4 protein-coding genes are annotated in these 4324 nt (G+C 67.4%); 2 read left to right on the forward strand and 2 right to left on the reverse strand.

Features of this window, described 5'->3' with window-relative positions; translation table 11 throughout:
• Positions 1 to 758 (reverse strand): SDR family oxidoreductase (locus tag Q7P21_RS19565; protein ID WP_304179976.1); only part of this gene is annotated, 758 nt, incomplete at its 3' end.
• 198 nt (positions 759 to 956) lie between these two features.
• Here Q7P21_RS19565 and Q7P21_RS19570 point away from each other — a divergent pair.
• On the forward strand, positions 957 to 1784 hold the full coding sequence (locus tag Q7P21_RS19570; RefSeq protein WP_304165623.1) for a serine protease: 828 nt from the start codon (positions 957 to 959) through the stop codon (positions 1782 to 1784).
• Here Q7P21_RS19570 and Q7P21_RS19575 read toward each other — a convergent pair whose 3' ends face one another.
• The gene (locus Q7P21_RS19575) at positions 1785 to 2231 is read right to left on the reverse strand and encodes a MaoC family dehydratase (protein WP_304165620.1); all 447 of its coding nucleotides are present in this window, start codon (positions 2229 to 2231) and stop codon (positions 1785 to 1787) included.
• A gap of 119 nt (positions 2232 to 2350) precedes the next feature.
• Between Q7P21_RS19575 and Q7P21_RS19580 the strand changes: the two genes are divergently transcribed.
• Positions 2351 to 3910 carry an aminoacyl--tRNA ligase-related protein gene (locus tag Q7P21_RS19580; RefSeq protein ID WP_304179979.1) on the forward strand — a complete coding sequence of 520 codons (1560 nt, stop codon included), beginning with the start codon at positions 2351 to 2353 and terminating at the stop codon, positions 3908 to 3910.
• The last annotated feature ends 414 nt before the right edge of the window (positions 3911 to 4324 follow it).

Consider the following 4324-nt stretch of genomic DNA (forward strand, 5'->3'; position numbering starts at 1 on the left):
GCCGAACCCCTGCGGACTGCGGCGGCGACCAGACCCTGGGGCAGATAGTGCAGCAGGGCGGCGGCCAGCTGGTTGTGCCAGCCGGGTATGACCACAACACGGCCAAGCTCATTGGCGCGGATCGCGGTCTCGACCACGGTCTCGGCCGACTGCCAGAACATCCGGGGCGCCTCGTCCATCAGGTGCTGGGTGTCATTGGCCTCCGCGAACCCGGTGCGGGTGAAGCCGGGGCAGACGGCGGTGACCGCGACGCCCTTGGCCCGATATTCGGCGTCCAGGGCCTGGGAGAACTTGATCATCAGGCTCTTGGCGCCGGGATAGAGGCTGTGGCCGGCCGCTCCGGGTGCGAACCCCGCCAGGGAGGCGACATTGATGATCTTGCCGCCACCGCGCTCGACCATGCCGGGGATCACCGCATGGGCCAGGGCGCAGGGGGCGACCACCAGGGTCATCAGGAAGTCCCGCTGCCTGAGCCAGGGCGTGGCCGCGAAGCTCTGGGGAATGGAGAAGCCGGCGTTGTTGACCAGCACATCGACGTGGCGACCTCGCGCGGCGATGGCGTCCAGGATCGGCCGCTCGGCCTCGAAGCCGCCGAGGTCGGCCGGGACCGCGAAGGCCTCGATCCCGTGGGCGGCGGAGAGTTCGGCGGCCAGGGCCTCTAGCCGGTCGAGCCGGCGGGCGGTGAGGCACAGGTCGTGCCCACGGGCCGCATAGGCCCGGGCGAAGGCCGCGCCCATGCCGGACGAGGCGCCGGTCACCAGGGCGAGGGGTCTCTTGGGGGAAGCTGTCATGCCCGGGAACATTGCGCGCCTGACCGCTCAGGGACAACCAGCGACCCGCTGGCCATCGCGTCGATTGAGCGCAGCGCGCCGACGCCCCATCGGCATTGCGTTAACCATGCCGTCAGAACATCGTCGTCTAGTCGGATCGCGTACTGATCCCGACAGGGGGCGTCGATGGCCTACGATCTCTCGATGGAGTTGATCCACGCGACCGTTCAGCTCGAGCAACCGCTCGGGGACGGAACGCGGACAGTGGGCACCGGGTTCCTGATCGAGGCCCCGACCCCCGACGGCAAGCCCCGGGTGGTGCTGGTCACCGCCAACCACGTGTTCGAGAAAATGCCCGGGTCTGACGCCCGCATCGGCTATCGGGTCGAGAACCCTGACGGCTCCTGGACCTATGCGCCGGCCACCCTGAAGATCCGCGACAAGGCCGGCCACGCGCTCTGGACCCACCATCCGTCCCGCGACGTGGCGACCCTCTCGATCATCGCGCCCGAGGCCTTCGCCAAGGCGGCGATCCCGGAAAGCTGGCTGGCCGAGGACCAGACCTTCACCCAGCTGGAGGTGGGGGCCGGCGACGAGATGATGGCGCTCGGCTTCCCGCGCGGCCTGGCCGCCAACCAGGCCGGGTTCCCGATCCTGCGCTCAGGACGGGTCGCCTCCTATCCGGTGGCGCCGGCCAAGATCTTCCCGACCTTCCTGCTGGATTTCAGCGTCTTCCCCGGCAATTCCGGCGGGCCGGTGTTCATGTCCCAGGTGGGTCGCCGCAGGGTCGGCGCGGCCGACGAGGCCCCGACGCAGTTCATCGCCGGCCTGCTGACCCAGCAGGTCGAACTGAACAGTGAGCGGCTGGAGATCGGGATCGTCACCCATGCGCGGTTCATCCGCGAGACGATCAGCCTGCTGGACGACAAGGCCGCGCCCGTCACGACGGCGAGCGCCGAGGTCGTGGTCGGGGCGAAGGCGGCCTCCGCGGAGGAAGCCGCCTCGCCGGACTAGTTAGGCGTAGAGCAGGGACAGGGTCTCGGCGATGCAGGCCGGCTTGGCCTCGCCTTCGATCTCGATGGTGCACTCGTTGCGGATCTGCACGCCGCCGGCCTTGGGCTCGACGCCCAGCAGCTTCTGGCGCAGGCGCACCTTCTTGCCGACCTTGACCATGTTGACGAAGCGGACCTTGTCCGAGCCGTAATTGATGCCGCGGCTGACGCCCTTGACCGGCAGGAGGCCGGCCGACAGGAACGGGATCAGCGACAGGGTCAGGTAGCCGTGGGCGATCGGGCCGCCCATTTCCTTGTTGGCGCGCTCGACGTCGACGTGGATCCACTGATGGTCGCCGGTGGCTTCCGCGAACAGATTGACCCGCTCCTGGGTGATTTCGACCCAATCCGAAACGCCAACTTCTTGCCCGACCAGGCCGCCCAGATCCTTGAACTCAACGGGGTTCATCGTTCGCTCCCTTGTATTGAAACAGATGTTCGAGGGTCTAGCATCTGACCGGCGGCGCGCAAGCCGGCTTTGCCATGTGGGCGGGCGCCATTATGGAGAGCCCACACACGGAGTTCCCTATGCAACGCGCCCTCAGCGTCAGCCGCATGACCGGCAACCGATCGTCCTTCCCCGACTGGTATCAGGCCATCGTCCGCGAGGCCGACATGGCCGAACTGAGCCCGGTGCGCGGCTCGATGATCATCAAGCCGTGGGGCTATGGGGTCTGGGAACGCATCCAGCAGACCATGGACCGGCGCATCAAGGCGATGGGCGTCGACAACTGCTACTTCCCGCTGTTCATCCCGCTGGGCTTCTTCGCCAAGGAGGCCCAGCACGTCGAGGGCTTCGCCAAGGAGATGGCGGTGGTCACCCACCACCGGCTGAAGCTGATCGACGGCAAGCTGCAGCCCGATCCCGACGCCAAGCTGGACGAACCGCTGATCGTGCGCCCGACCTCGGAGACCATCATCGGCGACGCCTTCTCGCGCTGGATCAAGAGCCACCGCGACCTGCCGATGAAGATCAACCAGTGGGCCAATGTGGTCCGCTGGGAGATGCGCACGCGGCTGTTCCTGCGCACCTCGGAGTTCCTCTGGCAGGAGGGCCATACCGCCCATGCCAGCCGCGAGGACGCGCTCGCCTCCACCCGCGAGGCGCTGGAGATGTATCGGGAATTCTCCGAGACCGTGCTGGCCATGCCGGTGGTGGCCGGCGAGAAGCCGGAGAACGAGCGCTTCCCCGGGGCCGACAACACCTATTCGATCGAGGCCATGATGCAGGACGGCAAGGCCCTGCAGGCCGGGACCTCGCACTATCTGGGCACCAGCTTCGCCCGGGCCCAGTCCATCCGCTTCCAGGGCGAGAGCGGCGAGCTCGAATTCTGCCACACCTCCAGCTGGGGCACCTCGACCCGGCTGATCGGCGGGGTGATCATGACCCATGGCGACGATGACGGCCTGCGCCTGCCGCCGGCCATTGCGCCGCGCCAGGTGGTCATCGTGCCGATGCTGCGCGGCAAGCCCGAGGACGCCGAGGTGTTGGCCTTTGGCCAGGCCCTGGTCGCCACCCTGAACGACACCTTTGCGCTCGGCGAGCCGGTCCGGGCCCTGCTGGACACCAAGGACCAGCGCTCGGCCGAGAAGCGCTGGAACTGGGTGTGCCGGGGCGCGCCGATCATCGTCGAGCTGGGCCCGCGCGACGTGGCCGCCGGCATGGTCAGCTTCATGCGCCGCGACGACCTGCGCGACGGCGACAAGGTCAAGAGCCAGGCGCTGAGCCGCGACGACTTCGTGGCCCAGGTCCCGGCCCTGCTGGCCGCGATCCAGCAGGCCCTGTTCGACGAGGCCAAGGCGCGGCTGGACGCCAATATCCGCCGCGACATCACCACCTATGACGGCCTGACCGAGTTCTTCGGCGCCGCCCCGGACGACGACGAGGAGGGCGTGGCCTTCAAGGGCTGGGTCCGCGCCTCCTGGTCACGGCCGACCGGCGAGGGGCTGGAGGCCATCGAGCAGAAGCTGAAGATCCACAAACTCACCCTGCGCAACGCCCCGCTGGACCAGCCGGCGAGCTTCGCACCCTGCATCTTCACCGGCGAGCCAGGCGTGGAAGAGGTGCTGATCGGCCGGGCCTACTGAGGCGCCTGCCGGGCGAATTGAGGCGGTGAGTGAAGTGGTATTTTCCTTCCCCCTCCCGTGACGGTGGTCGGGGGGTAAGGGCTTGGATTCACGGTGGAAAGAGCTTGACGGGGACTATATGTTCTGATTTTGTTCTCGTCAAGCGAATGACGTTGGTATACTGTGCAAGCTAACCTTTGAGGGCGAATGCCGCCCCTGCCATCGCAGAACTGACTAGGATCAACACGCCGATGCCCTTCACGACGCCAGGGCCAAGCCTCTCAGTGGTTCGTGATCCGAGGCTGCTATGAAGGCGGATCACTGAGGTCGGCGCTAAGACCCACCAAAGGCCCATCGCGCCAACTGCTACGCAGGCAACAAGGGGGTGAGCGCTCTCAGTCATTCGCCTTCCTGCGTTCAAGCTTGGGCGGCGCA

Source organism: Phenylobacterium aquaticum, assembly GCF_947378715.1.
GTDB classification, from domain to species: Bacteria; Pseudomonadota; Alphaproteobacteria; order Caulobacterales; family Caulobacteraceae; genus Phenylobacterium; species Phenylobacterium aquaticum_A.

What these genes read in the sequence shown, in the direction of transcription:
- Q7P21_RS19570 (WP_304165623.1), top strand. Translation starts at nt 957, where the DNA reads ATGGCCTACGATCTCTCGATGGAGTTGATCCACGCGACCGTTCAGCTC.
- Q7P21_RS19575 (WP_304165620.1), bottom strand. Translation starts at nt 2,231, where the DNA reads ATGAACCCCGTTGAGTTCAAGGATCTGGGCGGCCTGGTCGGGCAAGAA.
- Q7P21_RS19580 (WP_304179979.1), top strand. Translation starts at nt 2,351, where the DNA reads ATGCAACGCGCCCTCAGCGTCAGCCGCATGACCGGCAACCGATCGTCC.